The sequence below is a fragment of the Spirosoma panaciterrae DSM 21099 genome, assembly GCF_000374025.1.
Lineage (GTDB): Bacteria > Bacteroidota > Bacteroidia > Cytophagales > Spirosomataceae > Spirosoma > Spirosoma panaciterrae.
Genome location: NZ_KB893206.1, coordinates 298,073 through 317,028 on the forward strand (window position 1 = coordinate 298,073; position 18,956 = coordinate 317,028).

General features: G+C 51.2%; 12 protein-coding genes. 5 read left to right on the plus strand and 7 right to left on the minus strand.

The genetic code is table 11. From position 1 onward, the window contains the following. Positions 1-9 precede the first annotated feature (9 nt). Positions 10-891 carry a hypothetical protein gene (locus B153_RS0126020; protein ID WP_051097350.1) on the minus strand — a complete coding sequence of 294 codons (882 nt, stop codon included), beginning with the start codon at positions 889-891 and terminating at the stop codon, positions 10-12. Between the two features lie 161 nt (positions 892-1,052). Here B153_RS0126020 and B153_RS0126025 point away from each other — a divergent pair, with 161 nt between their 5' ends. Together B153_RS0126025 and B153_RS35915 are read left to right on the plus strand one after the other, a co-directional pair. Further along, complete coding sequence (locus B153_RS0126025; protein ID WP_020599688.1) at positions 1,053-1,403, plus strand: hypothetical protein; 351 nt, start codon at positions 1,053-1,055, stop codon at positions 1,401-1,403. Positions 1,404-1,610: 207 nt separating this feature from the next. Continuing rightward, positions 1,611-2,981 carry an AGE family epimerase/isomerase gene (locus tag B153_RS35915; protein WP_040762053.1) on the plus strand — a complete coding sequence of 457 codons (1,371 nt, stop codon included), beginning with the start codon at positions 1,611-1,613 and terminating at the stop codon, positions 2,979-2,981. Positions 2,982-3,041: 60 nt separating this feature from the next. Here B153_RS35915 and B153_RS0126035 read toward each other — a convergent pair whose 3' ends face one another. Next, positions 3,042-4,247, minus strand: coding sequence for a hypothetical protein (locus B153_RS0126035; RefSeq protein ID WP_020599690.1), 1,206 nt, complete (start codon positions 4,245-4,247; stop codon positions 3,042-3,044). A 436-nt stretch (positions 4,248-4,683) separates the two neighbouring features. Here B153_RS0126035 and B153_RS0126040 point away from each other — a divergent pair, with 436 nt between their 5' ends. The 3 genes from B153_RS0126040 (at position 4,684) to B153_RS0126050 (ending at position 10,627) form a co-directional block, all read left to right on the plus strand. Further along, positions 4,684-5,796: an FG-GAP repeat domain-containing protein gene (locus B153_RS0126040; protein WP_020599691.1), complete on the plus strand. Its 1,113-nt coding sequence runs from the start codon at positions 4,684-4,686 to the stop codon at positions 5,794-5,796. 76 nt (positions 5,797-5,872) lie between these two features. Continuing rightward, positions 5,873-7,123 carry a GDSL-type esterase/lipase family protein gene (locus B153_RS0126045; RefSeq protein ID WP_020599692.1) on the plus strand — a complete coding sequence of 417 codons (1,251 nt, stop codon included), beginning with the start codon at positions 5,873-5,875 and terminating at the stop codon, positions 7,121-7,123. A 69-nt stretch (positions 7,124-7,192) separates the two neighbouring features. Next, positions 7,193-10,627 (plus strand): PVC-type heme-binding CxxCH protein, encoded by a 3,435-nt coding sequence (locus tag B153_RS0126050; RefSeq protein WP_020599693.1) that lies wholly within the window; start codon positions 7,193-7,195, stop codon positions 10,625-10,627. Between the two features lie 62 nt (positions 10,628-10,689). On the opposite strand, the gene B153_RS0126055 is transcribed toward B153_RS0126050, so the two are convergent. The 5 genes from B153_RS0126055 to B153_RS0126080 form a co-directional block, all read right to left on the minus strand. After that, a complete protein-coding gene (locus tag B153_RS0126055) occupies positions 10,690-11,661 on the minus strand; it encodes a methylenetetrahydrofolate reductase (RefSeq protein WP_020599694.1) in 972 nt (323 codons plus the stop codon). An 847-nt stretch (positions 11,662-12,508) separates the two neighbouring features. Further along, on the minus strand, positions 12,509-13,594 hold the full coding sequence (locus B153_RS0126065) for a glycoside hydrolase family protein (protein WP_020599696.1): 1,086 nt from the start codon (positions 13,592-13,594) through the stop codon (positions 12,509-12,511). Positions 13,595-13,604: 10 nt separating this feature from the next. Beyond that, the gene (locus B153_RS0126070) at positions 13,605-15,542 is read right to left on the minus strand and encodes an early set domain-containing protein (protein WP_020599697.1); all 1,938 of its coding nucleotides are present in this window, start codon (positions 15,540-15,542) and stop codon (positions 13,605-13,607) included. Then, positions 15,539-16,654 carry a glycoside hydrolase family protein gene (locus B153_RS0126075; protein ID WP_020599698.1) on the minus strand — a complete coding sequence of 372 codons (1,116 nt, stop codon included), beginning with the start codon at positions 16,652-16,654 and terminating at the stop codon, positions 15,539-15,541. The genes B153_RS0126070 and B153_RS0126075 overlap by 4 nt, the downstream gene beginning before the upstream one ends. 69 nt (positions 16,655-16,723) lie before the next feature. After that, a complete protein-coding gene (locus tag B153_RS0126080; protein ID WP_040762095.1) occupies positions 16,724-18,955 on the minus strand; it encodes a glycoside hydrolase family 95 protein in 2,232 nt (743 codons plus the stop codon). Between the last annotated feature and the right edge of the window lies 1 nt (position 18,956).

Consider the following 18,956-nt stretch of genomic DNA (forward strand, 5'->3'; position numbering starts at 1 on the left):
ATAGAGGGATTAATTTAAATTCAGACCAAGGGTTAGCCCCAGCCAGGGTTTATGCTGGTAAATCCAACGGGCACGATTGCGATCAAACAAAGTATCATAGCCAAAGGCCAGACCAAGGCTCACCGCCCGATAACCGAAAATAGTAGCCAGTCCATAACTCAGACAGGCGCCTTCGTACTCATCGGCGACCTGGTCCATAGTCGAGAAAGGCCCTACTGTGGCTGAACCAATCCCAATCAGACCACCGACTCCCAGACTAAACGAGCGAATGTCGGACCGTTGCTGGTAATGATAAAAGACGTTCCGCTGATAACCCTGATCGAAACGCAGACCTACATAAAGCGCAGCATTGGCGTTGGTATTCAGTTCGGGGGGCTGGCCCTGCTGCGCCAGTCGGTATTTGAACGGAATCGTCACCAGATCCATATCGAACGAGGTAAAGTGGTAGCGAAACCAGGGGCTTTTACCATCGACCGGTATTTTTTTTGGCTTTGGATTAACAAAAAAGACGAAGGCCGAGTCTGATACATCCAGCGTAGCCGGGTTATTATCGTTTGGGCGTAGCGATGCCTTCAGTGGTTCTACAAACAGGGTGTCGTTCTGTAAATAGAGCGCTGCGGATATGGTTTGCGCAAGCTGTTTGTGTTGGGTCCTGCCCGCATGATCCGTGTAGAAAAGTGTCTGGGCTTTGTTGACAGCGAACGTTTGGTCCAGTTCCTGAATGCTCCGTCGGCTGTGGTACATTTTAGTACAGCCCGACATCAGCACACCCAGCAGGCTTGTGAGCAGACTTAACCGGACAGGCAACGCCATAGGCAGCACGGCCATCCATTGAGGGCCCGTAGGTATCAGGAAAATAGAACGTGACGATGGTGGTTTAATGGTATTCATAGGTGCTCAGTATAAGGCACTATCCCCTAAACCCGCAAATCCCGGTTTGGTTTGTTGGGTTGTATTCCCGTATGCTCATTTATTGATTAATTTTTGATTAATTCGTGGCCATTCCGTTGAACAGGCAGTTAGCCAGTAAAACACAATACTCAACAGAATCAATGAAAAAGATCGTAATGATGGGAGCGCTGTTTGTGGCCGTAGCCAGCTTCAGCGCACAGGCACAGTCGACCACGGGCAGTGGCACAGGTAACGGAACAAATGGCTCAGCTGCTCAAAATGGATCATCGGACCCAACGAGCCGAAATGGGCAGCCACCCCGATCGAAGATGAACAAACGGTCGATGGATCGGAACATGAACTCGACGGGTAACAGCGATAGTTCGGTATCGACCGGCAGTGGGATGACCAATCAGCAGAATTCGCAGGGACAGGGTCGCAATGGGCGAAAAATGAAGCGCAACAGTAACCGGATGAATCGGGATTCGTCGTCGAACGGCAATCAACGGTAAGTTGTATAAGTGTAAATATTGGTAAAGCAAATGCCCACCCTTCGGCTGAAGGGTGGGCATTTGCCTGGTAGCGGTAATAAGTAGTGAAACAATGGGCGACAGGTGTTGGACTTATCTTTCGGCAAATAGCTAAACAGGTGATGAGAAAACCAGGAGAAATAGCTTCTAGGTGAGGAGAAATTACCCTACTGCCTCTAACCTGATTCTATGAAAAAGACGTCCCTACTTGTTCTCGCTTCTTCGATGCTCATCCAGTTGTCGTATGCACAAAAGTCAGTTGACGAGCGGATGCGCATAGCGGCCGAAATGGAGAAGTCTATTCAAACCGAAATGATGAATAAATGGTATCCACAGGCAGTCGATAAAGAGTTTGGAGGTTTTCTGAGTACGTTCACCTACGATTTTACTCCCACCGGACCGCAGGACAAAATGATCGTGACCCAGGCCCGGCATGTCTGGACAACGGCTAAAGCGGCTGAGCGATACCCGTCTGTCGCCTATTACAAAGTAAATTCCCACCACGGTTTTCTGTTTCTACAGGATGTGATGTGGGATAAGCAATACGGTGGCTTTTACAACCTGGTCGACCGGAAGGGGAATGTAAAAGGTGGGGATACGAAGCTCGTTTATGGAAACGCCTTTGGGTTGTATGCCCTGAGTGCGTACTATCACATGTCGCATGATACAGCGGCTCTGAATCTGGCAAAAAAATCGTTTGCCTGGCTCGAAAAGCATAGCCATGATCCCGTATACAAAGGGTATTTTCAGCATATGCGCCGGGATGGAACGCCGATAAAACGGGATGCATCGGTTCCTTCTACATCCGATGTAGGCTACAAAGATCAGAACAGTTCCATTCACCTGCTTGAAGCCCTGACCGAACTCTATAGTGTCTGGCCTGACCCGCTCGTCCGCGAACGGCTGGCCGAAATGCTGCATCTCGTTCGGGATGTAATCACCTCACCCAAAGGCAATCTGGTTCTGTTTTTTCAGCCCGACTGGACACCCGTATCGTTCCGCGATTCGTCGGAAGCGGTCGTTTTGAAACACCGGAATCTGGATCATGTATCGTTCGGGCATGATGTCGAAACTGCCTACCTGATGCTGGAAGCCTCACACCTGCTGGGCCTGAAAAATGATACCAAAACCCTACAGATTGGCAAGCGAATGGTTGACCATGCCTTAGCCAACGGCTGGGACAAAAAAGCAGGTGGTTTCTACGATCAGGGCTACTACTTTAAAAACAAGCCGGGCATGACCATCATCGATGAAAGCAAGAACTGGTGGACACAGGCCGAAGGATTGAACACATTGCTGCTGATGGCCGATCGGTTTCCCAACGATTCGATGCACTATTTTGATCAGTATAAATTGCTCTGGCAGTACGTGCAGACCTACATGATCGACCACGAGCATGGCGATTGGTATGAGGAAGGACTGGACAAAGACCCCGAGCGGAAAACAGCCCTGAAAGGGCATATCTGGAAAGCGGCCTATCATACGTATCGGGCGTTAACGGGTTGCGTCGATCGCTCCAAACGTAAACCTGCTTCCCATTCATCGGCGACTAAACCCTGATTCACCCTGACCTGTCAGGAATCATTTGGAAAATGAAGAGCCAGCTACGGCGGACTGGGGCTAGTTGGTCAGCATGGTTTTCCAGGTAGTTCCATTCCAGAACTCTTTGGTGTGCGTTGTCAGATTGTAGATTTCCAGCCCTTCGTAGGGCGTCAATGCATCGCGTTGGGCGGTGGTAAATCGATTGCCAAGAACCCCAAATCGCCCATTTTCATCGACGACTACCGTTTTCAAACTACCCGTCAGATCTGTGCTGTTGCTCGTCATATCCGGTGTTCGGATCGGCGTAGGGCCGTATAATACACTCTTGTAATTATGATTGGTAGGATCGAAGTAAGCCTGTCCCTGTACCAGTGTTTGGCCATATTGGAAAAGCCCACCTTCGATGTTTAACGTTGGCGGAAAGGTTGCGTTGTCCTTGCATTTTACACTCAGATTATAGCCTCGATGCGCTTCCGATATAAGCGAAAGGCCCGTAAATGAACCCATTGTGAACACCAGCGGGCCATGCATGCCCACACTCACCTGGGCTCCGTATCCGCCTGATGGTCGTAAAACGCTCTGATTATCGGCGCTGAATACATAGGTCGAATTGTCGAGATACATTCTTCCCACCGTAATGACATACAGGTTTGAGCACGACACAGAAGGTCGTATCGTACAGCCCTGCACAATAACATCGCCCCCGTCTACCACCAGCCGATTCGATCCATGTAAGGTCAGGTCGAGGGTCGCGAGTTGCAGCATGGTGCCCGTACTCGCATATAGTCCTGCATTCAGGGTCATATGGGCGGGTGTAGGATACGCCAGTGAATACAGGATAACGGATTTATTGATAACCTCGTGGTCGGTGCTTAGCACAACCGGATTCTCTGGCGTCGTGTTACGAAGGCTAACATAGTAGCTATAGCCCGAACTGCCGTTTATCCATTCAATTGCTTTATCCAACGACTTGAATACAACCCCGCCCGTAAAGCTTTCGGTCTGAACCGTATAGGCAGACGGTGCTTTTGAGTCGTCTCCATTTATGGGGTCAATACCGATGAATAGCGAGCCGCTCGTATTAAGGGTGTGATAGGTTAATTTATCAACCGTATTAACCCCACTTATGGTCACATTTCCGGAAAGCGTCGTGCTGAGGGGCTGGTTGCTTACATCGGCCTGAATACGGCTCGACATTGGATTGATTTGTCGGCTTATGTCAGCATTTTGGCCGAACCCCAGAAAGCTCGTCAGCGATAGAACGAAGAACAGAATACGTTTCATTTCGGGCTGTTTGATTGAATATACATACTGGCTGGTTAGCGCATAACCTGGTGGAGGGGGCGGATAAAGTTGTTTGCACAATTGAGTAAATACGAATTGCCGTTGCCGATAAGTGATCGCTGGAAGCGTCGGTTTCTCTGAAACGGCATCCCAAATCTTTACTAAACGGATTAATTTGCCTTGCCGGAATCGGTTACTTAAAAGTATCGAAAACTGGTTGAATGACGAGTTGTGTGCCTTCAAAAATCGAGCCTATTACGTACCGATAGCTACCCATCAAAAGTCGATGGAAAAGTAAAATTCAGGTGCGGCAGCCTTATTTATACAAGGTTATTATATGTTCCAGACTTTTAGCTGGTAAGCGATGAATTGTTACGCCACGAGTACCCCACGAACGAACGCACTAAAACGGCACCTTCTCATTTTCCTTTTTTTATTGACTACGGTTCAGCAACTGTTTGGGCAATCGGTGAAGCGGGCTACCTTTCGCAAGCAACTGATTGCTTCCGAGAGTGCCGAATCGGTAGGAGTGTTCGACGTCAATGGCGATCAGCACCCCGATTTAGTTTCGGGAAGTTACTGGTACGAAGGCCCCACTTTTCTGAACCGCCACCTGATCGGGCAGAGTGAACGCAAAGGGGAGTACTTCGATGATTTTGCCACCATTCCTCTCGATATTAATGGCGATGGCAAACTGGATTACGTAACCGGGGGGTGGTTCAGCAAAAAAATGGTCTGGCGTGAAAACCCCGGCAATAAGGGCGAATGGAAAGAGCATGACCTGGCTCAGTCGGGCAATGTGGAAACGATTCGTGCCTGGGACGTAGATGGCGATGGGCGGATCGATATTGTCCCCAACACACCCAACCTGCCGTTGGTCTATTACAGTCTGGTCCTCGATCAGGCCGGAAAACCGACGGGGCAGTTTTCGGCTACGAAAGTGGCGGAAAAACATGGGCATGGTCTTGGCTTTGGGGATATCAACGGCGATGGCCGGGGCGATTTTATTGTGGCCGATGGCTGGCTGGAAGCCCCCGAAAAGCGATCTGATAAAACGCTGTGGAAACATCACCCTACCTTCAATCTGGACCATGCGAGCGTTCCGATTCTGGTAGTCGATGTAAACAAGGATGGCCTGATGGATGTGATCGTTGGACAGGGGCATAACTATGGACTGGACTGGTACGAGCAAAAACGAGTCAATCAAACGATAACTTTTACCCGGCATGCCATCGATCCATTTCAGTCGCAGTACCATACCATGGAATGGGTAGATATTGATCAGGACGGTGAGATGGAGTTAATAACCGGCAAACGATACCGGGCGCATAATGGCAATGATCCGGGGGCGAATGATCCTCTGGGCCTCTATTATTTCAAGTGGAATGGGGAGTCTTTCACAAAGAATTTCATCAGCTACGGACCGTTTGGCGAAGGTAAAGGGGCAGGGCTCTACTTTTCTGTGGCCGACCTGCGCGGTACGGGCCGAAAGGATATAATCGTTGCCGGGAAAGATGGGCTGGTCATATTTTTTAATGAACCCCGCTAACTAAAATCGGTATTTTCTGTAGGTAGTTTGCCTTTCCTGGTAAGATCGAGAACCAATACTCCTCCCGTACTCTTCCATGCGAAAGCAGTTGATTGTATTGACCTATTGCTCAAGTTTATTGTTTATAGGGCTTTGCCTGGTGGCTTCAGCCCAGTCTCCAGCGGTTTCTGGCGTCAGTAGTTCCGACACTGCCTTTCGGCTGACGGATGGCGATCGCGTTGTTTTTCTGGGCAATTCGCTGATCGAAGACGATGTCCAGTTCGGCTATCTTGAGTTGGCGCTCACCACCCGATGGCCCGGCCGAAATGTTACGTATCGCAACCTTGGCTGGTCGGGCGATAATGTATTTGGCGATGCCCGCAGTTACGTTACTTCGCCCCCCACGCCCTACGAACTACTCATTCAGCAAATTACCAACGCCAGACCAACGGTGGTCTTTCTGGCGTATGGTGGCGTCGAAGCGCAGGATGGAGAGACGGGGTTAGCGCGATTTAAGCAGGGCCTGAATCAGTTGCTCGACAAGATCGACCAGCTTGGAGCCAAAACCATTCTGGTGTCGCCTATCCCTGTCTTGTTACCCTCATCGACCAATGTAACCCAGCGCAACGCAGCTCTGGAACGCTATGCATCGACCATTGCCCAGACGGCGTCTGAGCGAAAAAAACGCTATATCGATGTGTTTAAGCCGATTCAGGAGGCCGGAAAACAACTGCTGATTACGGATGATGGAATCCACCTCAATGAAACAGGCTACTATTATCTGGCTAAAGCTTTTGAAACGGGTCTGGGCCTGCCACCGCGTACCAACAACATGACGATCGATCTGGCCAAACAGACTGTTGACTCAGCTACTCCTCTCAAATTGATGAATACAGACCAGGCAACAGCCACTGTGCGTTTTGTTGTCAACGAAGCCTACCTGCCTCTACCGGCCCCAAAGCAGGATGACAAAGCGCTGGAGGTTGACAACGGACAGCTATTGACCATTAAAGGGCTAAAAAAAGGATTTTATTCGCTACGTATTGATGAAGATGAGGTGATTACAGCGTCGGCGAAGCAATGGGCGGAGGGGGTTGTCATTCGGCAAGGCCCCTCGTTTACGCGTTCGACGGAGTTGCAGAGCCTTGTTCAGAAAAAGAACAAGCTGCATTTCTTCCAGTACCGACCGCTCAATCAAACGTACATCATCGGCTTTCGCTCTTACGAACAGGGGCGTCATAAAAAAGGGCTGGAGGAACAAAGTTACCTCATTACCTGGCTGGAAGGAGAAATTATGGCTACCAACCAGCCGAAGCCCGTAACCTATTCCCTTACTCTGCTAAAGTAACCCGCCATGAGGCCGCGTAATCGTACCCTACATCCTTTCTCGCTACTCCGTAAAAGTCTGCTCGTTCCAATGCTGGTGCTGACAACGGCACTCGTCAACCAGGATAAAGCACCTGATGTACCGGACCCCGATGTACAGAAAGAACTCGAATCGTTCAAACTGGCCGATGGCTTCGAGGTAACTTTGTTTGCCGCCGAACCGCTGGTAGCCAAACCCATTCAGATGAACTGGGATGCGCAGGGACGGCTGTGGGTAGTGAGTAGTACCGCCTACCCGCATCTGAAAACGGGCGAACAGGCCAACGACAAGATCTTTGTGCTCGAAGACACCAACGGGGATGGTAAGGCCGATAAATCGACAGTTTTTGCCGAAGGTCTGCTTACGCCAACGGGAATTCTTCCGGGCGATGGGGGTGTATATGTAGCCAACTCGACCGAGATTCTGCATTTTTCCGATACCGATGGCGACGGTAAAGCCGATAAAAAACGGCGTATCCTGAGCGGGTTTGGTACGGCCGATACCCACCACCTGATTCACACGTTTCGCTGGGGGCCGGAAGGAAGTTTGTACTTCAACCAGTCCATCTATATCTACAGCCATGTCGAAACCCCATCGGGAATCAAGCGACTGGAAGGGGGGGGCGTGTGGCGACTTCGCCCTGAACATCTTGACCTCGATATTTACGCTAAAGGGCTGGTCAACCCGTGGGGCTTACAGTTTACACGCTGGGGAACAACGTTTATGACCGATGGCGCTGGCTTTGAGGGGATTAACTACGCCTTTCCGGGGGCAACCTTCCTGACGGCTCCCGGCGCAGAGCGGATTCTGCGAGGACTTAACCCCGGTCAGCCCAAACACTCGGGTCTGGATGTTATTTCGGGCCGACATCTTCCCGATGATTGGCAGGGAACGCTGATCACCAATGATTTCCGGGCTAACCGAATCAATCGGTTCAGACTGGAAGAGCAGGGGAGTGGGTTTGCTTCGAAACAATTGCCCGATTTACTGTGGACAGACCATGTCGCGTTTCGCCCGGTCGATATTTCGGTGGGTCCCGATGGGGCCATCTATGTGGCTGACTGGTATAATCCGATCATTCAGCATGGGGAAGTCGATTTTCACGACCCCCGTCGCGATCAGCAGCACGGACGCATCTGGCGAATCGTCGCTAAAAATCGACCCTTGGTCAAACGCCCCCAGCTGGAAAAAGCTACCGTGGCCGAACTGCTCGATGCACTTCGCCAACCCGAAGACTGGACCCGTTTACAGGCCAAACAAGTGCTAAAACGGCATGGTGCTAAAGAGGTGATTCCTGTATTGGCACAATGGGTGAGTGGGCTGGATTCAAAAGCGACCGACTACGAACACCTGCTGCTGGAAGCCCTCTGGACCTACCAGACCCTCGACACCGTAAACGAGCCGCTACTGCTGAAACTGCTGAAAGCCAGCGATCATAATGCTCGGGCAGCCGCTTTACGGGCCTTTCAGTTGTGGCATGGAAAAATAAAGGATGAGCCTGCCTTATTGGCCAAAGCGGTACAGGATGAGCATCCGCGTGTGCGGCTGGAAGCCGTCATTGCTTTACGGAATCTCCAATCGGCCGAAGCGGCTCGTGCGGCACTTGCCGCCCTTGACCAACCGATAGATGAGTTTCTGGATTTCGCTCTCTGGCAAACCATTCGTGAACTGGAGCCGCAGTGGGCCAATCGGCTGAAAGCGGAACCAAACTTCCTGGGCGATGCCCGTAAAACGGTATTTGCGTTGAAATCGGTGAGTAATGCCGAGGCTGTCGCTCAATTGACCCGACTTTATCGACAAGGGCAGGTGCCCGACGAGTACCAGAAAGACGTACTGGCTTCGATTGCCAAATGGGGTAAACCGGACGAACTGAATACATTGTTCGACCTGGCTGTGCAAGGTAATTCCCAACGCGACAAACAGACCGTAGCCCGTTTGAACGCCCTGGCCGATGCGGCCCGTCAGCGAAAGGTTAAGCCCACGGATGACCTCAGCCGGATTGCCAGTTTGATCAATAGCACTGATGAAGAGGTAGCCACTACCGCCATGCGCCTGATCGGCCTATGGCAGATGGACGACTTGAGCAACCGATTGGTCGGCGTTATCCCCAAAGGCACTACCCCTGTTCAGAAAGCCGCTTTAGGCGCCTTGGCCGCAATCGGCAGTGATCAGTCGAAAAAGAGGCTGGTCGATCTGAGTCGTCCCGGAAATCCTCCCGCCCTACGCTTGCTGGCTACGGCACAACTGGTTTCTGTGGATGCCCCCGAAGCCGCCCGCATCGGTACGGAACTCCTGCGGACGCTTCCGGCCGAGACAGACGCTACGGATTTGTTTCAGGCGTTTTTTACTTCCAAAGCGGGGCTACAGGCGTTGGCGGATGCCCTCATCGCCCAAAAGATTCCTGCATCTTTCGCCAAAGCGGGACGCCAGCTGATGGCCCGGAATGTACCTTTCAACCGACAGCGGGCGGATGAGATAACCCGATTGCAGAAAGCCCTGGAAGCATCGGGAGGTACACTGCCGGTAGAACGAATGCCCCAGCAGCTAAGCAATCCCGAAATCACGGCTCTGGCCCAAACCATCAGCCAATCGGCAGACCCCGCGCTGGGCGAACAGGTGTTCCGGAAAAGCGAATTACTGTGCCAGAACTGCCACGCCCTTGGGGGCGCTGGTGGGCGAATCGGGCCAGATCTGAGTAGTTTAGGGACCAGTTCACCCGTCGAAACCATCATTCGTTCGGTCTTATATCCGTCGTTGTCGATCAAAGAAGGGTACGAACTTCAGCGCATTGTCAAAAAAGACGGTTCGGAAATGATGGCCTATCTGGTCAGTAACGGGGTATCGGAGGTCGTTGTGCGCGATGTGGGCGGCCAGGATTTTGCGATCCCGAAAAGCCAGATCAGCACAATTGAAAAAACACCCGGTACGCTGATGCCCTCTGGCCTGACAGCAAGCCTGGACAAGCAGGAATTTATCAATCTGATCGGCTTCCTGTCGAAGCTGGGTGGGTCTGGTGGTTTTCGCGTACCGACAACCCAGTTTGTCCGGCGCTGGAGTACGGTTTCGGCCAGTAAAGAGCTGGTCCGCAAATTGGCTGCTGAGGGAACAAGTTATGTCACAAAAGATGCCGGGAAACTGCCAACCATGCCCATTTATAGTACGGTATCGGGAACCCTGCCCATCCACGAATTACCGATTGTAGAGGTAGGGCCAAACAAACGATACAGTTTTGTTCGGTTCGACCTGGAAGTGGTTAGCAAAGGCAACGTCGATCTGGGCTTTACGTCAACGGCTGGGCTGACGGGTTGGGTAGGAAACAAAGCCTTAAAAATGTCTGCTCAAGGCGTAATTGCCGATCTACCTCAGGGTGTTCAGACCATCACCTTAGCCATCGACCGCACGCAGTTTACAGCTCCACAATTAGGCATTCAGTTGCAGGAAGCTCCACAATCGCCCGCACAAGTCCGGCTCGTTATGGGTCGATAGGGGGTTAGGATAGCTTTTTGGTCAACAGAAAACCTGGCTTCTACAGGTTTTCTGTTGACCCGCTATTCGTTTACGGCTGTACTCACCGGAGAAGCGATTGCCGACTGCCTGAGGCCTTTATCTTTCAGCATCTGACCGATTCCGTTAGCTATATCGATAGATGCTTCGATCTCTGCTTTGCGAATGGCCACACTTTCAATATTAAATCCGAAGGGAATGGCACGTTCCAGGCAGAATGTGGTAAGTGCCGAGGCAATATCGAGGCATATTTTTACCGATTTTTCGAGTATGTCGTCCGACGTCTTCAGGTCTTCTTTCAACTCATCGGGAACGTGAATACCGAGCCATTCCATAAACTGGAGGGTTTTGGCCGATCCACAGGCGGTAATTGTAAAAATGATCGTTGGGGGAGGGGTGTTTTGTCGATGACAACTGAGCGCCAGGTCTTCGATAACCTGCTTCGCATAGTCGAGATTGAAAATACATTGTGAAATAAAGTACGACACTCCGCAGTTCATTTTGTCCAGCATTCGGACATCTTCATCGTGCAGCACATTATGTCGTTCGGGAATGGTCACCGCACCGATAACGGATGTGTCCTGATACTGTTTCCATAGGTCGTAGGCTTCCTGAAGGCTCGTTTTTACCGGAAAATCGGGGGCTGGTACACCGACAAAAACAGGATAAAACGAGTGGTTATGGAGTTCTTCCAGCCAGTCGGAAAGCTCAGCGGCTGAAAATTTACCCGCAGGTCGGTAGATTATTTTGGGGATGGTCAAAGGCCCCAGATACGAAGACGCAAAAGCAAACGGGTCGAGTGCATTGATAAACGGGAAAGGCCTTTCTTCTTTTGTTCGGGCCGATTCATCCTGAACGTCATAAACAACCAGGGCATCGATATCCAGCGTGGCCAGTCGCTCCATTGTTTTTTGGGCAATCTCGGCAACACGTTCCGGGGAAGTACCCGTTTTGGGGGGCGTAATGCCATACAGCAACACACCTGATTCTGCAGATTTGATTTTTTCTAGAAACATAATGGCATTTGGGCGAACTATCCAGTCTGCTTTTCAGAAACGCTGTAAATGGCTTCTTTTTACAGACCTATACATTCAGGATAGTATGTACCCATTATTCGTAGGGCTGACCGTACATCTGGGCAAAATTCTACACGTCAGCAAAGATGGTATCTTGATAGGCAATGGGCAAATAGATGGTCATAAATTTCAACAGAAGCTTCAAGGTCTTATCCGTCAACGTGATTGACGGTTGTGGCATTGGCTGGTGGGCTACACCGCATCCAGAACGAGGAAGTTAGATGCGACGATAAGCAATCTGCCTGGAGTTTTATTTAGAAAAGCTCAGACCATTCGATCATCATTTCGGAGGTTTGATCCGTGGGTTTTTCTCCGCCAGATACACTAAAAGGAGTAGATTGTAAAATACACCTTTAGGGCGATTTTACGCGCAATCGTAAGCATGAACTTTGTTGTGTAAGCAGAAATTGCGAATCGAATTCTCCAGTTCTGGATTTGAAATAACGACAGAATGCTTTAGCAATTAAATGAATTGAGGGAGCTATTTTAGGTAGATCAATCTTTCGCTTAAAATACTTCAGCGAGTAATTATAAATATAGGAAGTCGTTTACTTCCCGTATGGCTTATCGAGGAATCTGTTTAAACTTTTCTTTTTCAAGAAGAACTAGGTGTTTTTTGTCATCTCGAGGAACGAGGGATCTTCGGTAGGGGCAAAAACAATCCTATTACCGAAGATCCCTCGTTCCTCGAGATGACAAAAAATACTTATTGCCAGCTATTTATGAAGGTTTAAACAGCTTCGAGGTAAGGGAACTTAAAAATAGGAATTCAGCCACTATTCAGCCATCACCTAAGCGGAACCTGCACATTGTAGGACTGCGTCTGATCAACGGTAGTGGCCAGCAAAAGCACGGCGGGTTTGCCTTTGTCGAACCAGAGTTGAGGACGCTCCAGGTACCCAACCGGTTGAACACGACCATCGGCCCACCGAATCTGTAGGGTCGATACCAGCGGATGTTTGGCCAGATTCCAGTCGAAGCCGTCTCGTGAATCGAATAAGACCAGTGATCGGCCTGCCGATGTAAAAGCCCCGTGCATGTCTTTTACGATGGCCCAGTACCGATCGCCCTGGTACCAGATGAACGGATCTTCGGCTGGGAAGTCGGTCCCTTTGGCATTGAAAACGGTTTGTGGGTATTTGGTAAAGGGGCCTGTTGGACTGTCTGCCGTGGCGACCATGTGTACGACCGGTCCACCGAACACGCCGGGTCGTTTTTTGCCGACGGCCTTATAGACCATCAAGAATCCGCCATCGGGCCGTTGAGTAATGGACGGATTGCTGGTTAAAAGAGCATCGGGAGCCGTTGAGTCAGGGCTTACGTCGATCAGTGGCGTATTCGTTCGTTTCCAGGGGCCACCGGGATTGTCAGCCACGGCTACGCCAATGCGCTGGTTATTACGGTGCACGAAATTAAGTGTCTTCATGTTCTTACCGTCGCCTGTATTGCCCATGTAATACAGGTAGTACTTTCCATTAAATTCATGAACAGTTGGGTTGTGTGTGCAAAGGCCATCCCAGAACTGTGCGCCACGGGCAGGCAGGGCTACGTCCTGAAAAACATAAGGGCCCAGCGGGTCACGCGCGGTAGCATGGGCCACTTCGGAATGGGTTACCCAGGCATTAAATCCCAGTTCGCGTCTCCAGCGTGAATAGTACAAATGGCAGGTGCCATCTTTACCACGTACCATAGTGCCACACCAGATAAAATAAGCCGAATCGCTCATGACCGCCGTGGTCGGTACGGGCTGCAGCATGGTCTGTATGTTCAGATCCGTTGTTTTTTTACGTTGATGGGTCGTCGACGTTCGGCAACCCGGCATGACCAACAGTAAGGCCCAAAGCAGGATAAATGCACGCTGTATGTGTTTCATGAGTCAGTGCTTAACGAATAGTACAGGTAGCCAGACTGCCCAGCCCCCAATATCCGTACGATACCTTAAGTTGTTTAGTACCCCCCGATGGGAGGGCGTAAAGGGTTGTGAAAATCCCGGAATCAGGCCCGGTTTCCTGCACCGCCACGTTGACCGGATCGTTTTCATCAAGCTGGACAAGTACCCATCCCGACTCCACTTTAGCTGGGTCCAGGTTGAGGGCCGCTTTGAGTTCCAGCCGTACCGATGCGCCTGCTTTTACCATTTTCAGCGGCTTTTTGCCCTGCTTATCCAAGATGCGCACAGATTGGGTGCCCAGGGGGGCAAAGGTGAGTGTCGCCATCCAGCCCCGGTTCGAGATGGCCCACCCTTCCGTTGCATAGGCGTTTTGTCCGATATGGTCTACCTGCCCTTCGGTCGATTTATCAGTAGCCACTAGTTGACCCGGTCGTGGAAACTGTGCATCAAGGGGTGTACCATCGAGCGTGCCGCGTACCTTACCGAGCATTCCATAACCATTGGGGTGACTACGCGGCCAGCCGTATTCGACTCCATCCCAATAGCCATTAATGGCCAGTCGGTCGGCGCTTTTGTTGCTCAGATGGGCTCCAATGGGGTTAAGGCCAAACACAAAGTTAACCTGCGACCAGCCGATGTCTCGTAGCTCGCGGTCGCCCAGTAAATGGGCCACGGCAAACATAGACCCACCCAGGGCTGGAGCACCACCAAGTTCTTTGGTACGCGGGTGCGCCCATTCGGTATCGCTATGTACGCGGTATTGCCAGAAATTGGCCGTTTTCTGCTTCATGTGGTCACGCCAGGCCATCAATTTTTCACGAGTTCCGTTGGGGGCTTTGTCGGGTGCTACCAGTAGAAAAAAAGCCAGTGCCTGTGGCGTGATGTGTTCGGCATTGCGAATCCACCACATATGCCGGGGGTTGTTAAAATCCCAGTTTTTGATGATGTCTTCGGCACTTTCCTGGGCCCAGCGCAGATACTGTTCGGGCTGCCCGTCGGTTTCCTCTTTCTCAGAGAGATACATATACAAGTTGCTGAATACCGACTGCCCGAAGGCGTTCCCCATCTCGTTGAACTCCTGAAAACCTTCATCTACCCACTTGGTACTGTAGGTCCAGTACCGTACAACTTTGTGGCGGTCGTAGGCCTGCCATCGCTTACGGCATTCGTTACGATACTTGAGATACGTTTCTCGGGGAAGATAGGGTTTTAAGAAACTATGATAACCCGCGCAAACGGCCGCCAGTTGATCGAGCGTATTCCAATAGTCGTACGTCATACGGGGCTGACCTTCGTAGCCCAACGTTCCATGCCGATTAGCGACCGGACCATTGTAGTCGACATGGTGGTAGGCAAATTCACCGTGCCAGAGAATCAGATCAATCAGGTCGGCCGTTTTTTTATCGCCCAGTTCGGTTGTCCAGCGGTCAAACAAAGCCGGGTTCGACGCATAGAAGAGCGTTTCAAAGGTAGTTTCCAGCCCATACGAGCCCTGATCACGGGAGGGGCCGCCCCCGTACACCTTCGCTTCATTGGAATGCACCGGATCTTCGGAACCTCGTACGTCCACGAAGAAATCGTAGGCTAGTTTTGACGAAATTCCTTCGATGAGGTGATCGGCAATCCGGAATGGCACCGACGGCTCACGACCTTTTACGGAAATAATGTATTCTGTCTGGCCCTTTGGGGGATTGAACGCTGAAAAAACGCCCGCCCGATCCCTGATGGTTCCGTTGAAAACAACGGCTTTGTCCGACTGACGGATTATCTGAAACGGAGTGCCATCGGCGGCTTCGTAACAAACAAACCGTTTCGCTTCGCCCCGGTTATAACCGGCCTGATTCACCAGCGGAACAGCCAGTGGCTTTGTGGGTTGTGCTATTCCCTGAACAGAGCAGGCTATTAGGGTAACCAGAATTAAATACTTCATTTGGAAGAGGATAAAGGGACAAAAATGTTCATCGCATGGGCGCGTTTCTGAATGCCCATAGCGCCAAAAAGAAGTTTCGGAACGCCCTTCTCCGTGTATAAGCATGGACGTTCGAGCTTATCATCAAACGGCTGACCATTCGACTGATAAACGGTTTTGCCGATAACCTTGGGGTAAGGGGCAGGTTGCCAGTCATAGCCATTGGTAGACGTCAGCAAGGCCAGCCCCGTATCGCCGGTAAACTTCCCCACCACATCGCGCACAATGGCGTAGTTTTTCCCTTTATAATGCCAGATATAGGGGTCTTCTGCCACCATCCACTCACTACCCCGGTCTTTGGCGTCAAAAATAGGGGTAGGGTGTTTGACAAAGGGGCCGGTCAGTGACGGTGAAAACGCCACCCCAAACCGGACCTTACCCCCTTTCAGGGTGCCGTTTTTTTCGACTTGTTTATACACCAGCATTACCCGGCCTGTTTCGTCGACAGTAGCCGCCGGATTCGACACCAGCAGTGCATCGTGGGCAGTACTATCAGCACTCACGTCCAGTACTGGCTTATCGAATCGCTGCCATTCCCCTTCCGGGTCATCGGCGATGGCAACTCCAATTCGCTGGTTGTTCCGATATTCCCACCAGTTGGGGTTTTCATAAGCTGTATGCGGTTTTACGTACGATTTACCCGTTGTGCCCATATAATACAGATAAAACCTGTTTTGGTAGGCAATCACAGCAGGATTGTGGGTACAGACTCCGTCCCAAAATTGATTCCCCCGGGCGGGTAACACCACTTTTATGTGCTGATACGGGCCTTCGGGTCGGTCGGCTCGTGCCAGGGCAATTTCGGAATGAGTAACCCAGGCTTCGTGCCCTTTGTCGCGTGGCCAACGGCTATACAGCATATAAAATTTGCCATTCTTCCCTTTAATCATCGACCCACACCAGATGTTATAATCGGGTAGTATGAACCGATTTGATTCGGGAACCGGCTGCACCATCGCACGAATGTCAACACGGTCCATCGAAACGAGCCAGCCATTTTTATCAAGTTTGGGCTGCTGGGCAAAAGCCAGATGACTCAGCAACACGAAGGGGATGATACGTTTGCAGTGCATAGAAGGTTGTTCTAGAAGGGTTCAAGTCAATCATCCGGGGATTAAAGGCATACCGATTGAGCAAATGAATTATTGTAAAGCCTGATTTACGGTTGTTGGATGCCCGGCTACCAACCGAATCTGTTTTACCAACTGCCCATATCGTACTGTAAATAAACCCGTCCGATCGGCCCTCAACTGGGCTTGATCGAGAACGCCCTTCTTCCAACGCATAGCCACCGTTACACCACCCCGCGCCCGCAACCCCGACACCTGCCCCTCGGGCCACGCAGTGGGCAGAGCAGGCAACAGGTCAATTTCACCGGCATGGCTCTGTAACAACATTTCGGTTACGCCCGCCGTATAGCCAAAGTTACTGTCAATCTGAAACGGTGGTCCTACGCCAAACAGGTTCGGGTAGGAGCCCCCTTCATCGGAGTACCCTGTTTTTTTCAGGTCACGGGGTGTTACCAACCGCTGAACAAGGGCATAGGCATGGCCTGGCTCACGCAGTCGTGCGTATAGGTTGATTTTCCAGGCCGAGCTCCAGCCAACGCTTTTGTCGCCACGCGCCTTCAGCGATACAAGAGCCGCCTTTGCCCAGTCGGGCGTCGTTAACGGCTGAATCTGTCGACCCGGATGCACGGCAAACAAGTGCGAATTGTGCCGATGATGATCGTTGGGGTCGTCTACGTCGTCCATCCATTCCTGCAACTGCCCCCATTTACCAATTTGCGGCCCCAGCAACTGATTTCGCATGGCATCGATCTTTGTGCAATACGCTTTATCGACCCCCAGAATCCGGGCCGCATCGAGATAGTTGGTAAACAGATCATACACGATTTGCTGATCGTAGGAGGCCCCTGGGTATTCAGAGACATCCTTTTCATTCCGTCCCGGCCCGTGTTCGGGCGACCAGCCATCGGGCGTGATCAACTTGCCGTTTTTCCCTACAACCAAATGACTTACCCAATACTCTGTGACCGCTTTGAGCAACGGATAGGCTCTGTCTTTCAAAAACGTCTTATCGCCCCCAAACGCATAATGTTCCCAAAAATGCTGGCTCAACCAGGCACTCCCCGGCCGGTGAATATGCCAGCCAGAGGTGCCTCCCATGGTGTTATTGGTGCTATAGATAATCCATCCTTTATCCGTTTTTAGTGCGGGGTCGGGGGATTTCTTTTGCACCCTGGCGAGGTTCTCGGTCCAGTCGAAAAGGGGCATATGGCATTCCGGCAGGTTGGTTTGCTCAGCCAGCCAGTAGTTCATTTCCACATTGATATTCGTTGTATACTGCGAATACCAGGCTGGTTTTGTTTCCGCATTCCAGAGCCCCTGTAAATTGGCGGGTAAGCCACCCGGCCGCGATGAGCTGATGAGCAGATAACGCCCATATTGAAATAGCAGGGCGTCAAGTGCCGGATCGGTTTTCCCCTGCGCGTAGGCCGCCAGCCGATCTGGCGTAGGTTGTGCGGCTTCAGTACCGGAAACCCCCAGTTGTAAATTGACCCGCCCAAAAAGAGACTGATAGTCCTTCGTATGAGCTGATTTCAATTCCTCAATCGACCTCTTGGAAGCTTTGTCTAGTCGATGGCTAAGGGTTGGGTGCGGATGTAGACCTGTGAAGTTGCGGGATTCATCATTGATAAACGAAGTACCAGCGGCCAATAACACGGTTACGGTTGTGGCCTTGCTGATCCGAATCCCGGCGGCTGTTACCGAAACGTGACCTCCTTTTGCCATGACTCGGACCTGAGACTCATGCGTCATGCCATTGTCGAGTGTTCCGGTGGCCATCAGCTTGTCATCCTCAATCCGAACGGGCGCCTGATGGGCGTCGCTCAGTCGAATGATTCCGGTGAGTTGTCCGGGCTTATTGGCAGAAAAATGAAGTACCTGTACCTGGTCGGGAAAGCTGGCGAAAGCGATTCGCTCGAACCGCACTCCATTGGCTTCATACTGAACCGTATGCACCGCGTTCTGTAGGTTCAGTTCCCGACGGTAGTTTCGGACAGGACCCACTGAATCCAGCTCAACAAACACATCGCCAAAAGGCTGATAATACCCCATTTTCTGCGTGGTCCCGGTCACCAGCGACTGGTCGTTGAATTGTAGATGCTCACTCCGGATGCCCCCAAACAGCATACCTCCCATTCGTCCATTGCCTATGGGTAAGGCTTCCAGCCACTGCGTAGCTGGTTTCGTATACCAAAGCACGGTAGAGCCCTGGCTGGCTGTGGACTGACCCGCTGCCCATGTCGTTATGGCCAATTGGCAGATGAGCAATACCCATAAACTTTTTCCCTTTATTCTGTTATGCATA